Origin of the sequence: Anditalea andensis (genome assembly GCF_000714815.1) — a bacterium.
In the GTDB taxonomy this organism is placed as follows: Bacteria; Bacteroidota; Bacteroidia; order Cytophagales; family Cyclobacteriaceae; genus Anditalea; species Anditalea andensis.
In genome coordinates, this window is record NZ_JMIH01000023.1 from 320,485 (window position 1) to 344,268 (window position 23,784).

At 40.2% G+C, this 23,784-nt stretch carries 18 protein-coding genes; 10 read left to right on the forward strand and 8 right to left on the reverse strand.

Translation table 11 applies throughout. From position 1 onward, the window contains the following. The first annotated feature begins 168 nt into the window (after positions 1-168). Positions 169-2,292 carry a prolyl oligopeptidase family serine peptidase gene (locus EL17_RS15960; RefSeq protein WP_035076556.1) on the forward strand — a complete coding sequence of 708 codons (2,124 nt, stop codon included), beginning with the start codon at positions 169-171 and terminating at the stop codon, positions 2,290-2,292. A 375-nt stretch (positions 2,293-2,667) separates the two neighbouring features. On the opposite strand, the gene infB is transcribed toward EL17_RS15960, so the two are convergent. The 3 genes from infB to EL17_RS15975 all read right to left on the reverse strand — a co-directional run bounded on the left by infB (position 2,668) and on the right by EL17_RS15975 (position 7,553). Further along, positions 2,668-5,757 carry a translation initiation factor IF-2 gene (gene infB, locus EL17_RS15965; protein WP_035076211.1) on the reverse strand — a complete coding sequence of 1,030 codons (3,090 nt, stop codon included), beginning with the start codon at positions 5,755-5,757 and terminating at the stop codon, positions 2,668-2,670. Between the two features lie 72 nt (positions 5,758-5,829). Beyond that, entirely contained in the window at positions 5,830-7,077 is a 1,248-nt protein-coding gene (gene nusA / locus EL17_RS15970) for a transcription termination factor NusA (protein ID WP_035076213.1), read from the reverse strand. A 5-nt stretch (positions 7,078-7,082) separates the two neighbouring features. After that, on the reverse strand, positions 7,083-7,553 hold the full coding sequence (locus EL17_RS15975; RefSeq protein ID WP_035076215.1) for a ribosome maturation factor RimP: 471 nt from the start codon (positions 7,551-7,553) through the stop codon (positions 7,083-7,085). Between the two features lie 262 nt (positions 7,554-7,815). Between EL17_RS15975 and cysS the strand changes: the two genes are divergently transcribed. Then, the gene (cysS, locus tag EL17_RS15980) at positions 7,816-9,309 is read left to right on the forward strand and encodes a cysteine--tRNA ligase (RefSeq protein ID WP_035076217.1); all 1,494 of its coding nucleotides are present in this window, start codon (positions 7,816-7,818) and stop codon (positions 9,307-9,309) included. Next, positions 9,299-10,276, forward strand: a complete 978-nt coding sequence (locus EL17_RS15985; protein WP_035076221.1) for a M28 family peptidase — start codon at positions 9,299-9,301, stop codon at positions 10,274-10,276. Before cysS ends, EL17_RS15985 begins: the two co-directional genes overlap by 11 nt. 147 nt (positions 10,277-10,423) lie before the next feature. Here the strand turns inward: EL17_RS15985 and galE are convergent, their stop codons facing one another. Next, positions 10,424-11,446, reverse strand: a complete 1,023-nt coding sequence (galE, locus tag EL17_RS15990) for a UDP-glucose 4-epimerase GalE (RefSeq protein ID WP_035076223.1) — start codon at positions 11,444-11,446, stop codon at positions 10,424-10,426. Between the two features lie 409 nt (positions 11,447-11,855). On the opposite strand from galE, the gene EL17_RS15995 reads away from it, so the two are divergent. From EL17_RS15995 to EL17_RS16020, 6 genes are all read left to right on the forward strand, one after another. Continuing rightward, positions 11,856-12,995, forward strand: coding sequence for an acyl-CoA dehydrogenase family protein (locus EL17_RS15995; protein ID WP_035076226.1), 1,140 nt, complete (start codon positions 11,856-11,858; stop codon positions 12,993-12,995). Positions 12,996-13,274: 279 nt separating this feature from the next. After that, positions 13,275-13,469 (forward strand): 30S ribosomal protein S21, encoded by a 195-nt coding sequence (rpsU, locus tag EL17_RS16000; RefSeq protein ID WP_035076227.1) that lies wholly within the window; start codon positions 13,275-13,277, stop codon positions 13,467-13,469. A 56-nt stretch (positions 13,470-13,525) separates the two neighbouring features. Further along, positions 13,526-14,410, forward strand: a complete 885-nt coding sequence (locus EL17_RS16005) for a tyrosine-type recombinase/integrase (protein ID WP_035076230.1) — start codon at positions 13,526-13,528, stop codon at positions 14,408-14,410. A 28-nt stretch (positions 14,411-14,438) separates the two neighbouring features. After that, positions 14,439-14,744: a ribosome hibernation-promoting factor, HPF/YfiA family gene (gene hpf, locus EL17_RS16010; protein WP_035076233.1), complete on the forward strand. Its 306-nt coding sequence runs from the start codon at positions 14,439-14,441 to the stop codon at positions 14,742-14,744. A 128-nt stretch (positions 14,745-14,872) separates the two neighbouring features. Beyond that, positions 14,873-16,549 carry an ArnT family glycosyltransferase gene (locus tag EL17_RS16015; protein WP_035076237.1) on the forward strand — a complete coding sequence of 559 codons (1,677 nt, stop codon included), beginning with the start codon at positions 14,873-14,875 and terminating at the stop codon, positions 16,547-16,549. A gap of 79 nt (positions 16,550-16,628) precedes the next feature. Beyond that, positions 16,629-17,570, forward strand: a complete 942-nt coding sequence (locus EL17_RS16020; protein ID WP_035076240.1) for a glycosyltransferase family 2 protein — start codon at positions 16,629-16,631, stop codon at positions 17,568-17,570. Between the two features lie 103 nt (positions 17,571-17,673). Here EL17_RS16020 and EL17_RS16025 read toward each other — a convergent pair whose 3' ends face one another. The 3 genes from EL17_RS16025 to EL17_RS16035 all read right to left on the reverse strand — a co-directional run bounded on the left by EL17_RS16025 (position 17,674) and on the right by EL17_RS16035 (position 22,178). Beyond that, on the reverse strand, positions 17,674-19,803 hold the full coding sequence (locus EL17_RS16025; protein ID WP_084166238.1) for a cation:proton antiporter: 2,130 nt from the start codon (positions 19,801-19,803) through the stop codon (positions 17,674-17,676). Between the two features lie 185 nt (positions 19,804-19,988). Continuing rightward, on the reverse strand, positions 19,989-21,194 hold the full coding sequence (chrA, locus tag EL17_RS16030) for a chromate efflux transporter (protein ID WP_035076243.1): 1,206 nt from the start codon (positions 21,192-21,194) through the stop codon (positions 19,989-19,991). Positions 21,195-21,197: 3 nt separating this feature from the next. After that, complete coding sequence (locus tag EL17_RS16035) at positions 21,198-22,178, reverse strand: isopenicillin N synthase family dioxygenase (RefSeq protein WP_035076246.1); 981 nt, start codon at positions 22,176-22,178, stop codon at positions 21,198-21,200. Between the two features lie 165 nt (positions 22,179-22,343). Here EL17_RS16035 and EL17_RS16040 point away from each other — a divergent pair, with 165 nt between their 5' ends. Next, positions 22,344-23,102: a hypothetical protein gene (locus EL17_RS16040; protein WP_035076247.1), complete on the forward strand. Its 759-nt coding sequence runs from the start codon at positions 22,344-22,346 to the stop codon at positions 23,100-23,102. On the opposite strand, the gene recO is transcribed toward EL17_RS16040, so the two are convergent. Then, entirely contained in the window at positions 23,099-23,779 is a 681-nt protein-coding gene (gene recO, locus EL17_RS16045; protein WP_035076250.1) for a DNA repair protein RecO, read from the reverse strand. The two genes, EL17_RS16040 and recO, sit on opposite strands and share 4 nt — an antisense overlap. Between the last annotated feature and the right edge of the window lie 5 nt (positions 23,780-23,784).

The following is a 23,784-nucleotide window of genomic DNA, read 5'->3' on the forward strand; positions in this document are numbered from 1 at the left end:
ACGCATTTAAAAACCACCTACAGCACCATTTTTTTTGAGACTTCCATTTGTCCAATTGGATGTTTTATAGTATTCCCATTAATTATGGTATTTTTGTTTAAACCTCAAAATCTTGACATACGTTATAGATTTTGGTTTACAGTATCCATAAAAAAAACAAATGTCTTTATGAACAAAAAAATAATACTAAGTGCTGCAGCCTGCCTCACCATGACAGCTGGAGCATATGCACAAATGGACATGAAACTCTCCTATCCCTCCACTTTTAAATCAGATCATGTAGACGAATACTGGAACGAAAAGGTCCCAGATCCCTATAGATGGCTGGAAGATGACAATGCTGAAGAGACGAAATCATGGGTAAAAGAGCAAAACAAACTCACTTTCGATTACCTCAGTAAAATATCTTTCAGAGACCAGATCCGGGAGCAGCTCCAAGAAGTCTGGAATTATGAAAAAGTTAGTGCCCCTACCAGATATGGCGAATACACTTATTTCTCCAAAAATGATGGATTACAAAATCAGTCTATCCTCTACCGAAAGAAAGGGGAAAACGGTAAGGAAGAAGTATTTTTAGATCCCAACAAGCTATCTGAAGATGGCTCTTCTTCACTCGGAGGTGCCGGATTTACCAAGGATGGATCCTTATTTGCATATGCCGTATCGGTAGCAGGATCTGACTGGAGGGATATCTATGTAATGGATACCAAGACAAAAGAACTGAAAAAAGATAAGATCCAAGATGCTAAATTTACCGGTATCGCATGGAAAGGCAATGAAGGCTTTTACTACAGCACTTACGAAAAACCGGGAGGAAGTAAATTATCTGCATTAACCAATAACCATAAATTATATTACCATAAACTGGGTACAGACCAGTCTGAAGACAAACTCATCTTTGGTGATGACAATGATCCCCGCAGATACGTAGGTGCCAATGTCACAGAAGACCAGCAGTATTTGATCATTTCTGCGGCCAATAGTACCACAGGCAATGAGCTGTATTTTCAAAATCTTAAAGATCCAAATTCAAAGATTGTCCCATTGGTAAAAGGGATGGAAAACACCCATTATGTAATCCACTCCAAAGATAATTCCATATTTATCTTTACCAACCTGAATGCTCCGAATAACAAGATTGTAAAAACGGATATATCTAAACTGGCACCTGAAAACTGGACCGACCTTATACCGGAAACGGAAAACGTGCTGAGCCCATCTACCGGCGGCGGAAAAATATTTGCCTCTTACCTGAAAGATGCCATTACAGAAGTGAAGCAGTTCGACCTTCAGGGAAAGGAAGAGCGGACCATAAAGCTACCGGGCGTAGGTACTGCGGGAGGATTTTCGGCCAAGCAAAATGAAGATCATCTATACTATTCATTTACATCCTATATCACACCGGGCACTATCTATAAATATGATATAGCTTCAGGAAACAGCGAATTATATATCAAGCCGGACGTGAAGTTTAATCCCGATGACTATGAAAGTAAGCAGGTATTTTTTACAAGTAAAGACGGAACTCGCGTTCCCATGATTATTACGCATAAAAAAGGTCTTGAGCTGAATGGCAAAAACCCTACAATGTTATATGCCTATGGTGGATTTGGCGTAAGCCTTACTCCCTCATTCAGCGTAGCCAATACCGTTTGGTTGGACAAAGGCGGTATTTATGCAGTACCTAACCTTAGAGGTGGCGGAGAATATGGCGATAAATGGCACAAAGCAGGCACTAAACTTCAAAAGCAAAACGTATTTGATGACTTCATAGCCGCTGCCGAATATCTGATTTCCCAAAACTATACTTCTTCGGATTACCTTGCCATCAGCGGCGGAAGTAACGGTGGATTATTGGTAGGTGCTACCATGACCCAAAGACCGGAACTTGCAAAAGTAGCCTTTCCTGCAGTAGGAGTGATGGATATGCTTAGATACCATCAGTTTACCGCTGGTGCCGGTTGGGCATATGACTATGGCACAGCTGATGACAGCGAAGAGATGTACCGGTATCTTAAAAAATATAGCCCTGTTCATAATCTTACTCCAGGAGTAGCATATCCTGCCACTATGGTCACCACTGCTGACCATGATGACCGTGTAGTTCCGGCACATTCATTTAAATTTGCATCCCATCTTCAGGATGCTCATGCCGGAGACCAACCGGTTCTGATCAGGATTGAAACCAATGCTGGCCATGGCGCTGGAAAACCCACCAGCAAAATCATAGATGAAGTGGCAGACAAGTTTTCTTTTGCCTGGTATAACATGGGTGTGGATCCAACAAAATAAAATACGAAGGTAGTATTATGAAGAAAACAGGTGCTAAGTGAAAGGAAGGATGTATTAAAAAAAGGATGGCTGAAAGCCGTCCTTTTTTTGTCATCTATTTAATCTAGACGATTGATAGCAGATGATAGAGGACATAAAATGATAATGCCGCTACTCCATAAATATAAATGACTTTTAAGCGGTTTCCTCTGTCAAGAAACCAAAGCACGTACACCGGTCTGATCATCCCCATCAAGATAAAAAATAAGGACAGGTAGACCAGTAATAGTAATATGATCGAAAAGGCTTGTAGCATTACAGCATACTCATTAGCAATTATACCCAACAAAAAGGGGCAGTAAAACTGCCCCTAATATAAATAGATATCCGAAATTTCTATTTTTTTCTCTTTATTTCCTGCATGGTGTAGCCTTCTATGATATCGTCTACTTCGATGTTGTTATACCCTTTGATAGATATACCACATTCGTATCCGGCTTTCACTTCAGCTACATCATCTTTGAATCGCTTCAGCTGATCGATCTCACCGTCATGGATTACGATACCGTCACGGATCACTCTGATCTTGTTCTTCCTGGTCACGAAGCCGTCAGTTACATAACAACCCGCTACTGTACCCACTTTAGTGATTTTGAAGATTTCTCTCACCTGTATATTTCCAGTGATGACTTCTTCGAAAGTAGGCTCCAGCATACCTTCGATGGCATCCTTGATCTGGTTGATAGCATCATAGATGATGGAGTAGTGACGGATTTCGATCTCTTCCTGCTCGGCTATCTTCTTGGCATTGCCTGATGGTCTCACTTGGAAACCAAGTATGATCGCATCAGATGCTGAGGCTAGCAATACATCAGATTCTGAAATCTGTCCAACACCTTTATGTATAATATTTACACTTACTTCATCTTTTGATAGTTTCAATAAAGAATCGGAAAGTGCCTCCACAGATCCATCCACATCACCTTTGATGATGATGTTAAGTTCCTTAAAGCTACCGATGGCCAATCTTCTACCGATCTCATCCAAGGTAATGTGCTTCTTGGTACGCATGCTCTGCTCTCGGTTTATCTGACCTCTCTGGTTGGCGATTTCTCTCGCTTCCCTTTCAGTATCATATACCTTGATGATATCACCCGCCTGTGGCGCTCCACTAAGTCCAAGTACCTGTACAGGTGTAGAAGGACCAGCTTCTTTCACTTTTTTACCGGTATGGTCAAACATGGCCTTCACACGTCCATAGTGTTCACCAGCCAGCATGATATCACCAATCTTTAAAGTTCCAGCCTGTACCATTAGTGTAGATACATAACCTTTTCCTTTATCAAGAGAGGCTTCCACTACAGTACCGACGGCATTTTTATTTGGATTTGCCTTTAATTCAAGAATTTCAGCTTCCAAAAGTACTTTTTCCAATAAGTCATCTATACCTTGACCTGTCTTGGCAGAAATTTCCTGTGACTGATATTTACCACCCCAATCCTCTACGAGTAGGTTCATATTAGCTAATCCTTCTTTGATTTTCTCAGGATTTGCATTTGGCCTATCCACTTTATTGATCGCAAAGATCATCGGCACACCAGCTACCTGGGCGTGGTTGATGGCTTCTTTGGTCTGTGGCATGATGCTGTCATCAGCGGCGATTACGATGATAGCCACATCAGTGATCTTAGCACCCCTGGCCCTCATGGCCGTAAATGCCTCGTGACCTGGCGTATCCAGAAATGCGATCTTATGTCCGTTATCAGTCATCACATCATATGCGCCTATATGCTGGGTAATGCCTCCAGCCTCACCTGATGTCACTTTTGCACTACGGATATAATCTAGAAGTGATGTTTTACCGTGATCCACGTGACCCATAATGGTCACGATAGGCGCCCTGTCTACTAAATCATCGGGATCATCTTCTATGATGATTTCATTTTCATCATCATCAGCTTTAGAGAATTCTACTTCATAGTTAAATTCATCTGCTATTATGGTGATAGCTTCAGCATCCAGTCTTTGGTTGATCGAAACGAACATACCCAAAGACATACATACAGAGATAATTTCATTAACAGACACATCCAATAGAGAGGCAAGGTCATTGGCCGAAATAAATTCGGTAACCCTTAAGATCTTTGTTTCCTCTACTCCTTCCTCGCTATCACGGGTCCGTTCAGTCCTTTTATCTCTTCTGTTTTTACCTCCTTTTCCGGATTTACCTCCACCCTGTAGTCTAGCAAGTGTCTGCTTGATCTGATCTTGGATTTCTTTTTGAGTAGGTTCTGCTTTTTGGAATCGGTTTCCACCTTGGGTTTTACCATACTGGCCGGTACCTCTTACCCTGTTTGCATTTGCTGCACTTTTAGCAGCCTGGGTGGTCGGTCTGGATCCGCCTGGCGTATTTGCTCCAGGCCTTGGTGTTCCGGCCTGACCTGGTCTTGGTGCTTGGCCCTGTCCAGGCGCTCCGCCTGTTCTTGGTTGGCCTTCACCAGGTTTTTTATCTATTCTCTTACGAGGTCTCTTTTTCTTTTCTTTGCCCTTTTCATCGGATGAAGCCACAGGTTTGGACTTTTTCTTAGGCCTATCCTTTGGTAGTTCAATTTTGCCCAGTACAGTAAGTCCCTTTAGCGCATCCGCTTTTGCAGAAATGACACTTTCAGCAGGTTTACTTTCTTGAACGGCCGGTTTGTCCTCTGATTTTTCTACAGGTTTGTCAATAGGCTTTTCTTTCGGCGTTTCTTTCGGCTTTTCCGCTACGGGTGATGGTGTTTTGATAGGCTTTTCAGCCGGAGCTTCAGTCTTAGCAGGAGTATCACTTTGAGCTGCTGGTTTGGGAGCTTGCTCCTTGATTGGTTCAGAAGATTCAGGTTTTGCGATTTCTTGAGACTGAGGCTTCACAGCCTTAGGTTCTGGGGAAGATTGCTCTTCTTTCTTAGGTTCAGCTTTCACTTCAGCTTTTACTTCCTTCTCCTCTTTGGCAGCTGGTGGAGCTGATACTGGTGGCGCAGGGGTAGGAGCTGGTTTTGGTTCTGGTTTAGGCTCTTCTTTCTTTTCTACAGGCTTTTTCCTGTCCAGATCGATTTTGCCCACTACTTTTATACCCTGTAGCTTAGGGGCTTCTGCAGAAACTCTCTCAGCTTCTGGCTTGTCAGCTTCTTTCTTCTCCTCAGCTTTTGGAGCCTGTTTTACAGGTTGTTCTTGTTTTTTTTCTCTCTCAGGCTCAGATTCGGATTCCGCTTTGAGGGTAAACGTTTCATTATGACGTTTGCCTATGGAAAGATTGGATGCCTCCTCCTTTTCCTTTGCAGAGGACTTAAACTCCTTGGCCAGCATATGAAACTGGTCCTCCGTGATCTTGGAGTTGGGGTTGCTCTCTACATCAAATCCTTTTTTAGCCATAGAATCCACCAGCGTAGAAATACCTACGTTGAGTTTTCTGGCTACCTGGCCTAATCGCATCATTTTTTCTTCTGACATACGCTAAAACCTATTGCTAATTATTTTTATGGTGCAAATATAACGCCTTTATTAATAATATGACGCTAATACCTACTGTTCAAATTCTGTTCTTAATATTCTGAAGATTTCGTCAATGGTTTCCTCTTCCAGTTCAGTCCTTCGGGTAAGGTCTTCTTTGGTTAGTGCCAATACACTCTTAGCAGTATCTAATCCGGTTTTCTTAAGTTCCAGGATCACCCAATCCTCGATTTCATCAGAGAATTCACTTAAGTCAACATCTTCCTCCTCTTCATATTCTGAAAGTTCCCGGAACACATCAATTTCATACCCTACCAGCCTGCTGGCCAGACGGATATTAAAACCTCCCTTACCTATCGCTAAAGATACTTGATCCGGTTTTAAAAACACAGATAGCCTCTTTTGTTCTTCATTGGCTTGAATGGAACTTACTTTGGCAGGACTGAGGGCTCTGGAAACATATAAATCCAGATTATCCGTATAATTGATTACATCTATATTCTCATTTTGCAGCTCTCTCACCACAGCATGTATCCTGCTTCCCTTCATACCGACACATGCTCCTACCGGATCGATTCTGTCATCATAGGATTCCACAGCTACTTTAGCCCTTTCGCCTGGCTCTCTTACTATTTTCTTTATAGTGATCAGGCCATCGTACACTTCAGGTACTTCATTTTCAAATAGCCTCTCCAGGAATATAGGTGAAGTTCTTGAGAGAATAATGCGCGGATTGCCATTCACCATTTCCACCTTGTGGACAATAGCTTTGGCAGTATCACCTTTTCTAAATCTATCTTTTGGGATCTGCTCACTCTTTGGAAGTATAAGCTCATTGCCATCACTGTCCATCAGTAAAATTTCCCTTCCCAATATCTGGTAAACCTCAGCAGTGATGATTTCCCCCACCAGCTCTTCGTACTGCTGAAACAAAATATCTTTTTCCAGATCTTTGATCCTTTGGATCAAGGTCTGTCGGGCCATCATGACAGCCCTTCTGCCAAAATCTTCCAGTTCTATTCTCTCGTAGGTCTCTTCCCCGATCTCAAAATCAGGTTCAAGCTTTCTGGCTTCGGATAAACTGATCTTATCATGATCCCAAATATCTTCCGAATTATCATCTACTATCTCTCGTATCCTTAAGATCTCCAGGTCACCCTTATCTGCATTGATGGTAACATCAAAGTTATCATCAGATTCGTATTTTTTACGAATCATAGCTCTGAACACATCCTCTAAGATGCGGATCATAGTAGGCCGATCAACATTTTTAGATCTTGCAAATTCTGCAAACGATTCTATTAGAATTTTAGCATCCATTGTTTTTATTTAAAAGAGACTAATACGATTGATTTTTTTATATGCTCCAAAGCTATTTTGGTTTCTTCCTCTGTAGCTTTCTTGCCTTTTTCTTTTTTCTTTACCAAAACTGTGATCGCAGTGGAATCCACTGATGACAATGTGCCTTCCAGCTCGCGGCCTTCCAACAACATCACTTTGAGGTTTCTCCCAATGTTCTTCTGGTATTGCCTTTTGCTGCTCAGCGGAAAATCTACGCCAGGGGAAGAAACTTCCAGGACATAGGGGTCTTCAAAAACCTCCTTAGCCTCCAATTCCTCGCCTACTGCCCTACTTACCTGGGCACAGGCACTGATGTTCAGACCATTATCAGCATCTATCAATATAGTCAACTGATATTTTCCGCCCTTTTCCCTGATGTCGACATCCACTACGAAATGCTCCTCATCTGGCAAATGCTTCTCAACTATTTCTTCTACTGTTTGCTTTAAAGCCATATTCCAATTTTAGCATAATGAAAGAGGGGACTGCGTGTCCCCTCTTAAAAATCGGCTAAGTAAGCACAAATGTAATAATTTTTTTTACGATAAAAAAGAAATTAATCTTATAGAAATTAGACACTACTTTATTTTTTGGCATTTTTGTGCTATAAAACATATAGTTTTATTCTGTGGCTGTCAGTTTTCTGGATATTCATTAATTTCATATTTCATCAATTATTTCTAATAAGAAATTCGTTGGTTTTAATAAATTTGTAAGATGCTCTCGAAAGAACTCAAATTATACAATACCCTATCAAGAAATAAAGAACTGTTTGAACCCATTAGCCCACCTCATGTAGGCATGTATGTGTGTGGTCCCACTGTCTATGGGGATGCTCATCTGGGACATGCCAGACCTGCAGTCACCTTTGATACTGTAAACCGGTATCTCACCTATTTGGGATATAAGGTTAGGTATGTGCGCAACATCACTGATGTGGGACATCTAGAAGCAGATGCGGATGACGGTGAAGACAAAATATCCAAAAAAGCCAAACTGGAACAGCTGGAACCAATGGAAGTAGCACAGTTTTATACAGACTCCTACCATCGGGATATGGATGCCCTCAATACCCGCAAGCCAAACATAGAACCTAGAGCGACGGGGCATATACCCGAGCAGATTCAATTGGTAGAAGATATTATCAAAGAAGGATATGCTTATGAAGTGAATGGCAGTGTTTATTTTGATGTGCTTAAATATAATGAGAACCATAAATATGGCAAACTTTCCGGACGCGTGGTTGAAGAATTGATTAGCGGAAGCAGAGATCTGGATGGACAGGAAGAAAAGAGAAATTCAATAGATTTTGCCCTTTGGAAAAAAGCAAGCCCTGAACACCTGATGAAATGGTCCTCTCCCTGGGGATTGGGGTTCCCGGGATGGCACCTGGAGTGCACAGCGATGAGCGGTAAATATCTCGGAAAAAAATTTGACATCCATGGAGGTGGGATGGACCTCATGTTTCCCCATCATGAATGTGAGATCGCACAGGGCAATGCCTGTAACCATGAGGATCCTGCCAAATACTGGATGCATAATAACATGATCACCATCAATGGCCAGAAAATGGGCAAATCCCTAGGGAACTTCATTACCCTTCAGCAGCTATTTAAAGGTGAGCACCAGCTATTAGATCAGGCCTATAGCCCTATGACGATCAGATATTTCATCCTTACGGCACACTATAGGTCTACCTTGGATTTTTCGAATGAAGCTCTGAAAGCAGCCCAAAAAGGTTATAGAAAAATCATCAATGGACTGCGTATAGCTAAGTCTTTACAGTATAAAGATAGTGGGGGCGAGAATATAGATACTGCACAGGCCCAGCAAATAGAGCAAAACATCCAAAATGCCTTTAAAGCAATGGACGATGATATCAATACAGCCCAGGCAATAGGGTATATCTTCAACCTGCTCAAAAAAATAAACAGCTGCTATACCGGACAGCTCCAGCCCTCAGTATTTGGAAAAGATGCCTTTAGAAATATGATTTCTACCTACATTACGTTTGTAGAAGACATACTTGGTCTTACAGAAGAAAAATCTGATATTCAATATAATCTACTGCATGCTTTATTAAACATATATAAAGAGGCAAAAACTGCCCGTGATTATGTACAGGTGGACCTAATCAGGGCCGTACTAAAAGACAATGGAATAATAGTCAAAGATATGAAAGATAAAATAGACTGGGCATATGAAGAGTAGATGGTATTATTTAACATTACTCGTCTGGATAGTCTCATGCGGCAGAGGAGTGGAGCCAGAAGTAGAAACCGCCCCACCGGATATAGATTTCCCTGAATTTATAGCAGATTCGGCTTATTCCTTCATTCAGCGGCAAGTTGATTTCGGTCCTAGGGTACCCAATACCGCCCCACATAGGGAAACTAAGGATTGGCTGGTAGCTAGATTTGAGCAATACGGTCTTACCGTCACGGAGCAGCAATTTGAAGCAAGGGCATATGATGGCACAAATCTAAACCTTACCAACATAATTGCTTCGTGGAACCCTCAGGCCTCCAAGCGTATATTGCTGGCAGCACACTGGGACACAAGACCTATGGCAGATAAGGACACACAGAGAATAGACGAACCTATAGACGGTGCAAATGATGGAGCAAGTGGTGTCGGAGTTTTGCTGGAAATTGCTAGGGTCATCACTTCAGATGCCAACCAGCCGTCAGTAGGGATAGATTTTATCCTTTTTGATGGGGAAGATTATGGTGAACCGGAACATACCAATAACCGGAACCAATCACAGATATGGTGGGCACTGGGTTCACAACATTGGTCCAAAACTCCTCACGAGGTAGGTTATACAGCCTATTATGGCATATTACTGGATATGGTAGGAGGAAAAAATGCCAGGTTTTATAGAGAAGGTTATTCTATGCAATATGCCAAAAATATCGTACAGAAAGTATGGAACAATGCCCATAACCTAGGTCATGGCGATTTTTTCCAGATGAGAAATGCCGGAGAAATTATAGACGACCATATTTTTGTAAATGAAATAGCAAAAATCCCAATGATTGATATCATAGATTTTTCTCCTGATTATGGATTCGGGAGATTCCACCATACCCATGATGACAGTATGGACATCATAGACAAACGAACGCTGAAAGCAGTAGGAGAAACTGTTTTATATACAATATATCAAGAAAATTAAAAAAAGATGAGCTGATTGCTCATCTTTTTTTGCTTATACCAAAAAATCAAAAACGGATAGGGTGGTTTATTTATTCAAACAGAATAGAAATACAACGTATTCTTATCTAAACATCCTTATTCGGCATGATTTGCATTTAATATGTTCCTATTGCTGATTACTTAATTTTAGCTGCCAGTTCCAGGAATCCCTCAGGGCATCTTCTAATGTCATGCGTGATTTCCAACCCAGTACCTTTTCAGCCTTATCGGTATTGGCCCAAACCTGCTCTACATCACCTGGTCTTCTAGGCCCAATTTTATAATTAAGCGCTTTGCCGCTGACTTTTTCAAAAGCTTTGACTACTTCCAACACCGTATTGCCATTACCTGTGCCTAAATTAAACAGATCATAGAAAGTATCAGGCTTGTCCTCTAAATATTGAATAGATTTGACATGGGCTTCTGCCAGGTCTACTACATGGATATAATCTCGGACACATGTGCCGTCAGAGGTGTTATAATCATCCCCATAGACAGTCAGTTGCTCACGGAGTCCTACTCCGGTCTGGGTCACAAAAGGTACCAGGTTATTTGGAACACCCAAAGGCAATTCCCCGATCTCTGAAGTTGCATGTGCCCCTATTGGATTGAAATATCTTAAAGCTACCACCCTCACTGTAGCATTTGATTTCACATAGTCCACCAATATATCCTCACATATTTTTTTTGTATTGCCATAGGGACTTTCAGCGGCTTTTCTAGGAGTAGATTCCTCTACCGGGTTTACCTCTGGCTGACCATATACAGTGCAAGATGATGAGAATACTAGATCTTTCACTTGATGTCTCTGCATTACATCCAACAGTACCATAAGAGATCCCACATTATTCTGATAATACTTCAGGGGTTGTGCAGTACTTTCTCCTACTGCTTTATATGCAGCAAAATGGATCACACCAGCGATGTCATTTTCAGTAAAAATCTTATCCATCAGAGCAGCATCATTACAATCGCCTTCATAATGGATGATATCTGCATTAAGGATATTTTTTATGCCCTGAAGCGCACTTTTATCAGAGTTGGAATAATTATCTATCACTATGGGATCAAAACCGGCATCAGATAGTGCTACTGCAGTATGAGACCCTATATACCCCGCTCCACCGGTGATCAGAATTTTTGTTTTCATATGGAAGGTTTAAGAAGTTTTTACAAAATTAATGTGAATCTACTATAAAAAAAGCAATACGCCCGTCCTTCTACATTATATAGTGGTTAAATCTACTCAGCCATTTCTTTATGTTGAGGCCTACCTGTCAGATTGTTCTCTTCTATAAATATTTACACAGCATGTTTAAACAATTTGACAGACAAATGATTGTAAATTTATAATATGCCCATCCGGAATTAAGCAAATAACATATTTTTAGAATAACATTATAAAGTTTCTTCCATAATAATATTAAAACCTAAACTATTGTACCGGATGAGCCAAATGACAGATACACAATTAAAATATAATTCTTCAAGATTAATGTACCGATAATTCTATAACTTCGGAAATCTTAAGGTAAACCCAAATAAAACAAATGACTATGATGAGTTTTGATCTCAATGAAAATCAAAAATTGATAGCCGAAATGATACGGGATTTTGGCGCTAAAGAAATCACCCCTTTTCGCAAAGGATGGGACGACCTTCAGGAATTTCCCGTACAGCTGTTTAAAAAATTAGGTGATCTGGGACTTATGGGGGTGTTGATACCTACAGCATACGGAGGTTCCGGATTTGGCTATTTTGAGTATGTTACCGCCATAGTGGAACTGACTAAACTGGATCCTGGGGTGGGCCTGTCTATGGCTGCACATAACTCTCTTTGCTCTGGACATATCATGATGTTCGGCAATGAGGAACAGAAAAAGAAATACCTGCCAAAGCTGGCCACCTGTGAATTCTTAGGAGCATGGGGGCTTACAGAACCAAATACAGGCTCTGATGCCGGTAATATGCGAACTGTAGCCATAGAGGACGGTGACCACTTTATCCTCAACGGCGCTAAAAATTTCATCACGCATGGCGTATCCGGAGACGTAGCCGTGGTGATCGCCCGAACTGGTGAGGTAGGAGATTCTCATGGCATGACAGCCTTCATTATAGAAAGGGGAACGCCAGGGTTTAGAGGCGGCCGGAAAGAAGACAAACTCGGAATGCGATCTTCAGAAACTGCCGAACTCATATTTGAGGACTGCAGGGTCCATAAGAATCAGATACTGGGGGATGTAGGTGAAGGTTTTATCCAATCTATGAAAATCTTGGACGGAGGAAGAATTTCTATCGCAGCACTGTCTCTGGGCATAGCAGAAGGGGCACTCGAAGCCTCTATCCAATATTCAAAAGAAAGAGAGCAGTTCAATAAACCTATCAGCAGCTTCCAGGGAATATCATTCAAACTGGCAGATATGGCTACGCAGGTAGAAGCATCAAAACTCCTGATCTTCCAGGCCGCTGACATGAAAAACAAAGGATTAAATATTACCAAAGAAAGCGCTATGGCTAAGCTTTATGCTTCAGAAGTATCCGTATCGGTAGCCAATGAAGCAGTTCAGATATTTGGTGGATATGGATTTACCAAAGATTACCCAGTAGAGAAGTTTTATCGTGATGCTAAATTATGTACGATCGGTGAGGGAACTTCCGAGATCCAGAAGATGGTGATTTCGAGACAAATCTTGAAGTAGGTCAGGAGGGATATTAGATCTTGGAATGCAGATGATGATATAATACTTGAATAGCCGGATTTCCGGTCATTTCTTGTGCATAGGATTGGGTAACATACAGTAGTTGGAATTCGGAGAATATTTAGTGTGGTAAAATCGTGGTTACGTCAACCTTGATTAAAGGCTGATATTTTTCTGGATATCTGATATTTTAAACATCATTGGGATGCAAATCCCTTCCAAACTTTGGTATTACAAATAATCTTTTTACCTTTGCCAGCTGAAAGGAGGTGTATATATATGATCGTAGTTAACGTAAAAGAGAATGAATCAATCGAGAAAGCTCTAAAAAGATTCAAGAAAAAGTTTGACAGAACTGGTGCTATTAGGGAACTAAGAGCTAGACAGTACTTTGAGAAGCCTTCTATCAGAAGAAGAACCGAAGTCATTAAAGCGGCTTACAAACAAAGAATGCAAACTGAAGAAACGAAATAAATTTTCGTTTTCTTTATTAAGATAAATTAAGCATATTGGAGTAATTAATCTCCGATATGCTTTTTTCGTTTATAGCTTACCTAGAAAATACCAAACGGGCCAGCCCGCATACCCTACTCGCTTACCAGAAAGACCTGGAGCAGTTTCAGGAATTTGTGCAGACTACATTTGATATGTCTGACATCACCTATGCCGGACACCCTGAGATCCGAGCTTGGATAGTAGACCAGGTAGACAGCAATATGGCCGCTACCACAGTGAACAGGAAAATAGCTACACTCAGGTCTTATTATAAGTTTCTCTTAAGAAACGGCACCATCATCAAAGATCCCACTTATAAACTTCAGGCCTTAAAAAAACCAAAACGACTTCCTGAATTTGTACAAGAAATCACTATGGACCAGGTATTGGAAGAACTGCACTATAATCCTGATTTTGACGGTCAGAGAGATAGGATGGTTATGGAATTTTTGTACCTCACAGGTGTAAGACTTTCTGAATTATTGGCATTAAAATGGCAGAACATCTCGATCTCTGCACAAACTGTAAAAGTATTGGGAAAAAGAAAAAAAGAACGTATTATCCCCCTTACAAACCATCTTATAAAAAATATTATTTCGTATAAAAAAGAATTTGAAAAAACATTTCCAAATATGGAATCTAGTGACTACTTTATCGTTACAATAGATAGAGAGCAAGCTTACCCTATGAAAATATATAGAATTGTAAGAAAATATCTTGACCTTTTTGCGCAGACGACTAAGCGCAGCCCGCACCTCTTGCGGCATACATTTGCTACTCATCTTTTGAACAAGGGGGCAGACTTAAATGCTGTAAAAGACTTACTCGGCCATACTAATCTAGCGGCCACCCAAGTCTATACCCACAATTCCATGGAAAAACTGAAGGCTGTGTTTGACCAAGCACATCCTAAAGCGTAATAAAAGTTTAACTATAACTGTAATGATTATGAAATTACAAATGCATTCCATCCATTTTGACGCCGATCAGAAATTATTAGGTTTCATCCAGAAAAAAGCAGATAAGCTGGATACTTATTATGATCGAATTATCGACGGGGAAGTTTTTATGCGACTTGACAAAAACAGCAGAAGCGATAATAAAATCGTGGAAATTAAAATGAATGTCCCCGGAAAGCAAATGTTCTCGAAAAATCAAAACGGATCTTTTGAAGCCGCAGCTGATGAAGCTATAGAGCAGCTTAGAAGGCAACTAAAAAAGTATAAGGAAAAATCTGTTTTGATAAAACAATAAACCCACCTTCACAAACCCTCTCATCCGAGAGGGTTTTTTTGTCTTATATCCCCCTATAAAATCTTGATACTTCCTGTTAGATACTATTTTAAAAAAATTAATCCATTATTTTTGCCCAAAATTCTAGTATGGCAAATTTTTCATTGAAGCAGAATCCCCGATCAGCTGCCGACCTCCTGTGGTATTCCACGGTTTTAGGTATAATAGCCTCCTTTATCTTTGGCTTATTTGTGCCACTTATGGATTCCGATGCTGCCCATCATGCCAATATAGCCTTGAGAATGGTGCTCACTGGAGATTATATCAGTCTTATAGACAAAGGTCAGCCATATCTTGACAAACCACATTTATTGTTTTGGCTGAGTGCGATATCATTTAAAGTTTTTGGTGTAAATACCTTTGCTTATAAGCTTCCCTCACTGTTATTTACGATACTCGGACTTTTTTCCACTTTTAGATTAGCCCTCAGACTATATAATAGGCAGGTTGGTTATGTTTCCGTTTTAATTTTATCCTCAGCATTTGCTTTTGTACTTGCCAACAGCGACGTGAGAATGGATGCCATTCTAGCCGCGTGTATGATCTTTACAGCATGGAGATTTTATGAATTCTACCATGAGCGCACATGGCTCAATATGCTGGCCGTCGCTTTGGGTCTTGCTTTGGGCTTTATGACCAAAGGGATGATAGGGCCCGCAGTACCTACTTTTGCTTTTCTATTTTACCTCATAGAAAAGAAAGATTGGAAACCTTTGCTCGATATAAAACTTTATTTAATACTTCCGGCATTCTTCCTCATGAGTAGTCCTGTATTATATGCTTATTATATGCAGTATGATCTGCATCCTGAACTGATCATCAGGGGAAGAACTAATATTTCCGGTATAAGTTTTATACTTTGGGATCAAAATTTCGAAAGATTTGATGGTGAAATATGGGGAGAGGATAATAAAAAAGATTATTTCTTTTTTATCCATACCATCCTCTGGGCTTTCCTTCCGTGGCCCATCTTATTTTATATGGCGATATATAAGGGCATCAGGTCAAAGGTTAATAAACTGAGCCATATCGAATGGATGACTTTGGGCACTATAGTATTTCTTTTGGCCATCTATTCATTTGCGGGTTTTAAACTTCCGCATTATCTCAATACCCTTTTCCCATTTATGTCCATCCTGACTGCTGCTGCAGCGGTAAATTTCAGGATAGGAAAAACCCTCTCCACCGTCCATCTCATTCTGATCTCGTTAGTTTTGATTTTAGTATTAATCCTGAACTTCTATTTTTTCCCTATGCCGACCTGGGGCTTCATATTCATAGGGATTCTCATGGCGGGATTATGTTATGTAGTGATATACACCCCAGATTCATGGAAGAAACTCGTCCTCACCACAGCCTTAATAGGCGCTATGACCAATGTGATCATGCAGGTTAACTTTTATCCTAAAATTCTTACGTATCAGGGAGGATCATCTTTGGCTAAGGAAGCAGAAATGATGAACCTTCCGCATGAGCGTATATTCTTTTTTGAAATGCAGAGCTTTTCATTTGATTTCAGTTCATCATACCTACACCCTATTTTAAACTTGGACAATGTTTATGAACGCCTGGGAGAACATGGCACCATATTCTTATATGTCAATGCTGATGGAAAACAGAAGCTGGAGGATATTGAAAATATTTCCTCACAAGTTATCTTATCCAAAGACGCCTATCATGTGTCCAGATTAAAATTCAATTTTATTCATCCAGATACTAGACCTTCCGTATTGAACACCCATTATATAGTAAAAGTCACTTCTTAAGTTTCAGTGAAATCCCAGTTTCTTCTATAGCATTTGCTGCCCCAGATAAAATAAGCTATTTTTGGCGAAATTTTATGTTATGCACACCCCTCAGATTTCAGTAGTCGTCACCATGTTCAACGAAGAAAAAAATGTTGAACCTCTTCTAAAAGAAGTACATGAGGCTTTAAGCCAACTTGACTATGAACTGGTACTGGTAGATGATGGGTCTACAGATAATACAGTGCGTGAAATTAAGAGACTGGCAAACAGTAAAACCAAACTGGTCATATTCAATAAAAATTATGGTCAAACAACTGCTTTAGCAGCAGGCATCCACCATGCTGTAGGCATGTATATAGCCACGATGGATGGAGATCTGCAGAATGACCCTTCAGATATCCCCATGATGCTGAATCTGGCCATCACAGAAAATTGGGATGTAGTAGCAGGCAGAAGAGCTAACAGAAAGGATGGTTTTGTACTCAGAAAGCTCCCCAGTAAAATAGCCAATTATGTCATCCGCCATACTACCAAAGTGTACCTAAATGATTATGGATGCAGTTTGCGGGTCTATAAAGCCCAAATAGCTCAAAATCTGGGTCTTTATGGAGAACTGCATCGGTTTATCCCCGTATTAGCAAAACAGGAAGGGGCTACAATGACTGAGATAGATGTAAAACACCATCCCCGAATACACGGAGACTCTAAATATGGCCTCAGCCGTACTTTTAAAGTAATGGCTGACCTAATCCTAATGCTGTTCTTTCAAAAATATTTCCAAAGGCCTATCCACATATTCGGCACCTTGGGACTCTTCTCTTTTGCAGCCGGAGTAGTCATAAATATATACTTACTCATAGACAAACTATTAGGCGCGGACATATGGGGAAGACCTCTACTGCTGTTAGGTTTTATATTTCTGATGGCCGGCATTCAGCTGGTCACTACAGGCATAGTAGCGGAGATCATAGTCAGAACATATTTTGAATCACAGGACAAAAAAACCTATAAGGTAAAAGAAGTATTTACAGGAGAATAAGCTCCCCCGATAGACAACAAATGGCCCCGTAATAAATCGTAAGTCATAATCAGCAATATATCATATTAGAATATATATTTAAAATAAAGGCATAAGTGGGCAATCAATATTGCTGCCTACCGCCGCCTCTAAAAGTATCCCCCCTCTTATTGATCGATTCACCTGCAATATCACCATAGAGCTCATTCCCATAACCCTGATTAAATTGCTGAGGATATATGACCAGCCTGCTGTTTGATGAGAAATGCTTTTCCAGCTTCATAGGCAAATATTCCAAAGCATTGAAATAAGAAGCTGAGCCTTTTCTAGCTGATATCAATACAAACAAATCATCCTTTTCTATATCGTCTGCCAATAGTAGAAAATTATCCCAGGCTTCAAAAGGTGAAAATGATAGGTTGGTAGAAATTTTTGAATTTATGATGAATTTCTGAATGGCACCTTCCGATTCATCATTACAGAAAATCTTGATAGGAACGCTAAGTTCCTGGGCCAAATTAGTCATTTTAAAGAACCATTGCTCATATCCGTTTTCTCTTTCTGCAAAAGGAGGTACCGCTATCAGAATTCTTTTGTGTAAAACGAGGGGCTTTTCCAGATGACAGATAAAAGTAGTCTTAGAGGTATTGCTTAACACACTATCCACTTTTTCTCCGATCAACATGCTGATCAAACCTTTCCTTCGCGGCCATCCCAATACAATCATGTCTGCCATAATCTCTCTGGCTATACGGGATATCCCACTTGCCACATTATGATCTATTGTAGCTATTACATTTACACTGACTTCTGATGCTGAGGCTTGTTTTACAAACTGCTCCAGTTTGTTTCTTGCTTTTAAGATATTTACCTCTGCCTCGTCATTGTTTGAAACTACTGAAAGGATAGCTATGGGATTGGGAGATTTTTTATCTTTGATAAAAATGGAAAATTCGAGCAGCTTCTCTACATTTTCTATATTGGCAAATGGCATTAAAATATGTTCATTGTTAAAACCACTGGCCCTCTTTAAATCAGTATGATCGTTTTCCGATTCTATCAAAATGATCTTAGCTGCTTTTTCTGTGGCAAAAGATGCAATAATGCAGGTGAGTAGGATTAGGATGATCGTGCCATTTAAAATATTTTCATCCAATATCTCAGCCCTGAAACCTACCAAAATCACAGCCAATGTAGCTGCTGCATGCGCACTGCTCAAACCAAATATAAGCTGCCGCTGGGCATTGGAATACCGAAATACCAACTGGGTAAAAAGTGCAGCCAGCCATTTACCAAAAAGAGCGACCACAGAAAGTGTACCAGCTACTATCAATGCCTGTGGCCCGCTCAAAATGACACTCACATCTACCAGCATACCCACACTGATCAAGAAAAAGGGTATGAACAGTGAGTTTCCGATAAACTCAATTCTATTCATCAATGCTGATGAATGTGGAATCAGTTTATTCATAGCTAATCCTGCGACAAACGCTCCGATGATAGGCTCTACTCCTGCTACCTCGGCAAGAAATGCTGCAAAAAACACTACCGCCAGCACAAAGATATAATGAGAGTGCTTTTCACTTTCCAGCACCCTAAAGAACCACTTGGCAATCTTAGGGATCACCAGAAACATAATAGCAGAAAATATAGCCAAGGATACCCCTAAAGTGATCCAGAACTCCTGGTTTAGCTTACCTTCACTTTTGCCCATGATCACCGCCAATATGATAAGGACAGCAGTATCTGTCAATATAGTACCTCCTACGGTGATGGCAACAGCCTGGTTTTTGGACACACCCAATTTACTGACTATAGGATAGGATACCAGCGTATGTGTAGCAAACATACTGGCAGTAAGAAAGCTGGCATTGAAATCATAGCCCAAAAAGTAGTGGCATACCGGGAATCCTATGGCCAATGGTAGGATAAAGGTGAAGAAACCGAACAATAAACTTTTGTTTTTATTAGCCTTAAACTCATTCAGATCTAATTCCAGACCTGCTATAAACATGATATAGAGCAGACCAATGGTAGAAAACAGGTCTATGGCAGCATTTTGTTCCAATATATTTAACCCATGGGGACCTATAATCACACCTGACAGGATAAGCCCTATAATGCCCGGAATATTCAATCTCTTCAAAAGGATTGGAGAAAGCAGGATGATCAAAAGAATCAAAGAAAATACCAGCACCGGATTTTCTAAAGGCAAGGCAAACTCATGAATTAAATGTTCAAAAAAATCTGTCATATGTATTGATTTGTTTTCCCGGCCTCAAATTGCTATACATTTCCCCATAGAAATATTATAAGACCTATATTGTTTTGAAAAAAAAAGATATCCCTTTTTTATAAATATATAAAAATTAGTGCGGAAAAAGGCCAGATATTACCAGATCACTTTAATATAAGTAAAACTATTATTTTCACCACCAGTTAAAAGGCAGCCAAAACATAGCTATACCCTATACCTCCTAAGATACCTATAAGGATAATCAGAGGAGAAGGTACTTTGGTATATTGCAGTAAACAGTATGTCAGCGCTATGGCAATAATATTGAAAGTATTTGCTTCCATAGGTTCAAAAAGCAGGTAAGCAGCAGCCAATAACATCCCACAAGACACAGCATTAATCCCCTCCAGTGCCGCCCTTACAGGCCTGTACTTTTTCAAATCATCCCAAAACCTGATCACAAAAAAGATCAAAAACGTACCCGGTAAAAAGATGCCCGCAGCAGCAACCATCCCTCCTAGCAGCTGACCGGTAAGGCCGTATTCCCTCATGGACAGGGCCCCTATATAGGAACTAATACTAAAGGTGGGACCTGGTAACCCCTGAGAAATGGCATAGCCAGTCAAAAATTCTTCAGAAGAAAGATAATCCTTAAATTCTACAAACTCGGTATATAAATAAGGCACCAACACTTGCCCGCCACCGAAAATCAAACTCCCGTTACGATAAAAGTTTTCAAATAACCTTACAGGCAGTAACCTTGTAAAATGACCTAAAACAGCAGCAAAAATCAATACACCTGCCCATAACAGGAAATTATCCCAATTAATGTTCAGACCCGATTTTCCTTCTACTTTAGGCTGCTTATGATATTTTAGTGAAGTACTGACCCCTCCCACTATTAGCATCACAGGAAATATGAACGGGGAATTGTAAAAGAAAGCCACAAAAGCAGAAAGTAACATGATCACCATAGCTTCCCGTGTCTGTATCATGATCTTAATGGTACGCTGGGCTGCATATATGATAAAGCCAATAGCCATAGGCTGTATAAACTTGGCAAACTCAAGTGTGCCATTGCCTGATTCCTGTAGGTAATCAATAAGGATGGCAGCGATGATCATCATCAAACTCGCCGGGAGTACCCATACAAAAAGTGATATATAAGCTAATGTGGGCCCACCTATCCGATATCCAATAGCGGAAATGGTTTGGGTAGAAGTTGGGCCAGGCAATACCTGACAGAGCGCGTTCAGCTCCATAAGATCATTTTCTGAAAGATAGCCCCGCTTCCTTACCATGATATCCAGCACCATGGCAAGGAAAGCTTGGGGGCCTCCAAAAGCTGTGATAGAGAGCAATAAAACATCCCTTACATAGAAATAATATTTTACGCTCTTAACTGCCACTGTTTATTTTTTAAGACCAAGTTCTCTCAGGCGCTCATCCAGAAACTCGCCTGCCGTGGCATTTTCAAATTGCTTGGGGTTTTGTTCATCTACACAACTCTCTAGGCAGGTTAGATCCATCTCAGACCTAGGATGCATAAAGAAAGGCACTGAATACCTGCTGTTATTCATTTTCTCACGTGGAGGATTGACCACCCGGTGGATGGTAGACTTTAACTTTTTATTGGTAAGTCTTTCTAGCATATCCCCTACATTCACTACCAGTTGATCGGGAAGCGCTGTGATCGGAATCCATTTCCCATCTCTTCGTTTTACCTGAAGACCGTCTGCACTTGCTCCCATCAGTAGGGTAATCAGATTGATATCTCCGTGCTCTGCTGCCCTTACCGCATCTTCTGGCACTTCATCTGGATTGGTTATGGGGAAGTAATGAATGGCTCTAAGTATAGAATTCCCATATCGAACTTTGTCTTCAAAGTAATCCTCATCAAGCTCCAGATAGATGGCAATAGCACGAAGCATAAGCTTCCCCGCCTGCTCAATAGTTCTATAAACCTCTAAGGATACTTCTTTAAGTTCCGGTACCTCTTCCGGCCAGACACCTTCAGGATAATCATTTTTAACAGGGTCTGTATCTGGAACCTGGTCCAGGTCTTGACCCACATGGTAAAATTCTTTCAGGTCACCTGTATTTCGGCCTTTGGCATGCTCCTTGCCTTTTCCGGTATAGCCGCGCTGATAACCTATTTCAGGTCTTTCATATTTGGCTTTGCTCTCATCATCCAATGCGAAGAATTTTTTTATAGTCGCATACAAATGGTCCTGTAGGTCTTGGGTAAGACCATGGTTTTTTATGGCCACAAAGCCAATATTGTTATAAGCCTGGCCCAGCGCCTGGACGAAGGCACCTTTTTTTTCGGCATCACCAGAAGTGAAATCTGCCAAATCCAGAGATGGAATCTCGTTGTATAAAATTTCGCTCATGAAAAGATTATTTATCCTGCAAGTTAAGCTATTTTAAGGTAAAATTAAATATCTTTAAGCCTTCTCGATTTCCTGTACAATAAAAATATATCTCTCGGATTATAGGTCATTCTGAAATGTAACAAAGTCAGCATAAGGGAATAAAATAAATCAAAATATAGTCACATGATAAAATATGTATTATACCCTATAGTATTATTACTAATATTTACTATCATCAGCTGTGAGGGTAAAAGGGAAAGAGCATCAGAAAACGTTGTTTCTATAGAAGGAGACGAAGCCAATAGAACTGTAAGTTTTTACTCTTATGCTGAAATTCCTGAGTACCCTGACGCCATGCTGGAAATGTACAGCCCTTTAGGAAATCAGAATTTCAATACTAACAAAATCCCTTTTGAATTTAATATCAAAAATTACCCATTTGCAGAAGGAGGTAGAGGATTTCAGTTAAAGATGTCAATTAATGGGAATGACCCTGTAGGCTATAATATGCCTATGTTTCAAAAAGAGCTAAACCAAGGCACATATAGGGCGGTGGCATATCTTGTCAATGAAGAAGGAATAGCACTGAGAGAGTTTGGCAACTATGTAGACAGGGATTTTACGGTGATGGGTTCAAAACCATTTCCGGTAAGCAATGATCCTTTTATCATCATTAACCTACCAGAAAACAATCAAAGCTTCGAGGAAGGAGAAGAAGTTATTGTGGACTACCTTATACTGGACGGCAATCCAGTGGAAGATAATTTTGAAATAATCATAAAATTTAACCAGTATGAACACAGGACTCAAGAAGTAATTCCATTAAGAGTAGATGACCTTCCTGCTGGTGATTATGATTTAGAAATCAGATTAGTACGTTCTGATGATAAAGATATGGATGGCGTATTTACATCCACCCGTAAAAGAATCAGAATCAATTAATACAGACTTCGCAAAACTTTTACCGATTTCAGATCTGTAAATCCATCCAGATGCAATTGATAAAATTTTAACAGATCATCCAGAATTTTGCGCCTGTAAACAGCCGGCACCTTAACAGTATATGCGAAGGAATGGGCCATCAACTCATTAAGGTAAGTTTTTTCTTCGCGAGCAAAGTCATCATCATGGACCAAGCCAAAAAGCTGTTCGAATAGTTCTGAAGCATCACTGGTCCCAAATCCCAAAAACTTAGATGTTTCTAATAAAAAGGAAATGGGGTAAAGCTGGATGTTGGCATCCTGCTGGTCCAAATATTTGATCGCCTCCTTTAGAAAATCAAAGAGATTTTCATTCTGATAGTTTTCATAGATCGATTTACCAAGTACCTCCCCTATAAACATGGCTATACCTGATCTATAAAAATCAAAAGGAATACGTTGAAAGGCATAAGCTAGCTTTACTTCAGAAACCCTATTAAGTGAGGATTTTTCTTTGTCATACACTACTAAGTCCAATATGGTAAGGGGTTGATAAAAACCCATTTTCGATTTAGTACTTCTTACACCGTTTACTATATATGATTTCAATCCCAAGTCTCTGGTAAAAACCTTTACGATAATGGAAGACTCTTTATATTTGAGATAATTGATTACCAGACCTTCAGTCTTCTTCAGCATAGCGT

Coding starts and splice junctions, on each gene's coding strand:
- infB (WP_035076211.1), bottom strand. CDS start 5,757: ATGTCAGAAGAAAAAATGATGCGATTAGGCCAGGTAGCCAGAAAACTC.
- EL17_RS16035 (WP_035076246.1), bottom strand. CDS start 22,178: ATGAGCGAAATTTTATACAACGAGATTCCATCTCTGGATTTGGCAGAT.
- hpf (WP_035076233.1), top strand. CDS start 14,439: ATGAAATTACAAATGCATTCCATCCATTTTGACGCCGATCAGAAATTA.
- nusA (WP_035076213.1), bottom strand. CDS start 7,077: ATGGATGCTAAAATTCTAATAGAATCGTTTGCAGAATTTGCAAGATCT.
- rpsU (WP_035076227.1), top strand. CDS start 13,275: ATGATCGTAGTTAACGTAAAAGAGAATGAATCAATCGAGAAAGCTCTA.
- cysS (WP_035076217.1), top strand. CDS start 7,816: ATGCTCTCGAAAGAACTCAAATTATACAATACCCTATCAAGAAATAAA.
- EL17_RS15975 (WP_035076215.1), bottom strand. CDS start 7,553: ATGGCTTTAAAGCAAACAGTAGAAGAAATAGTTGAGAAGCATTTGCCA.
- EL17_RS15960 (WP_035076556.1), top strand. CDS start 169: ATGAACAAAAAAATAATACTAAGTGCTGCAGCCTGCCTCACCATGACA.
- EL17_RS15985 (WP_035076221.1), top strand. CDS start 9,299: ATGAAGAGTAGATGGTATTATTTAACATTACTCGTCTGGATAGTCTCA.
- EL17_RS15995 (WP_035076226.1), top strand. CDS start 11,856: ATGAGTTTTGATCTCAATGAAAATCAAAAATTGATAGCCGAAATGATA.
- EL17_RS16025 (WP_084166238.1), bottom strand. CDS start 19,803: ATGACAGATTTTTTTGAACATTTAATTCATGAGTTTGCCTTGCCTTTA.
- EL17_RS16015 (WP_035076237.1), top strand. CDS start 14,873: ATGGCAAATTTTTCATTGAAGCAGAATCCCCGATCAGCTGCCGACCTC.
- EL17_RS16020 (WP_035076240.1), top strand. CDS start 16,629: ATGCACACCCCTCAGATTTCAGTAGTCGTCACCATGTTCAACGAAGAA.
- EL17_RS16040 (WP_035076247.1), top strand. CDS start 22,344: ATGATAAAATATGTATTATACCCTATAGTATTATTACTAATATTTACT.
- galE (WP_035076223.1), bottom strand. CDS start 11,446: ATGAAAACAAAAATTCTGATCACCGGTGGAGCGGGGTATATAGGGTCT.
- recO (WP_035076250.1), bottom strand. CDS start 23,779: ATGCTGAAGAAGACTGAAGGTCTGGTAATCAATTATCTCAAATATAAA.
- EL17_RS16005 (WP_035076230.1), top strand. CDS start 13,526: ATGCTTTTTTCGTTTATAGCTTACCTAGAAAATACCAAACGGGCCAGC.